This window comes from Bacillus sp. L_1B0_5 (assembly GCF_000836715.1).
Taxonomy (GTDB): Bacteria; Bacillota; Bacilli; order Bacillales; family Bacillaceae_G; genus Bacillus_A; species Bacillus_A thuringiensis_S.
On sequence record NZ_JXIS01000228.1, the window covers coordinates 1 to 730 of the forward strand.

Below are 730 nucleotides of genomic sequence, written 5' to 3' on the forward strand. Positions count from 1 at the left end.
GGAAGATTACAAGCAATATAAAGAAGAATTTGCTTATATCCAACACTCTCAATTCTATATCGCATTAAAGAAATTAAACTTACATAATATTATCTCCATTGAAAACGGACTAGATGGTCGTTATACAATTAAACTCACTCATTTTATGAATGAGGAAACAGAAAAAGCAAATCCGTATGTATATATTAGTCCTGTTATATTTACAAAGGATTTCTTTAAGCTATCTATAGCAGCTAAGAAACTTTTCTTAGACATTGCGATGCAACAACATACGGAAACAACATTAAAGCGTTCTTTGGACAAGCAGGACGAAAGAGGAAACAAAACTCACTTCGGTGGGATGTATCGTTTCTTACATAAAAAATATCCGCATCAGATCCGTGCGGTTATCGAGGAATTAACAACTGCATTACCATGTACGGGGAATCCCCTATTCAAAATTTGTAAAATGCAAAAAGGTGTAAAGCATACAAAACGATATACGACGTTATATCTGTCTATCCATTCAGACTTCTTATGTTCGAAAGAAGCTGGAGAAGAACAACATAGGGATCCATTTACACCAAAAGCTACCTATGCTAGAAAAGCAAAATTTATCGAAGCAGTCTTACAAGAAATGAATATCGGTGAACTGTCTGCAGACATGAATAAATTCATTCATGTATTAAAGTATACTTGTCATCGTCAAATTCGCAGTGTAATTCGCGGACTACGTGACATGGTTGATCGA

Annotated in this window: 1 pseudogene; it reads left to right on the top strand. The window is 34.8% G+C overall.

The features are described 5' to 3' along the window. Positions 1-730 (top strand): annotated as a pseudogene (locus tag RT27_RS35640) (hypothetical protein); the annotation flags it as partial.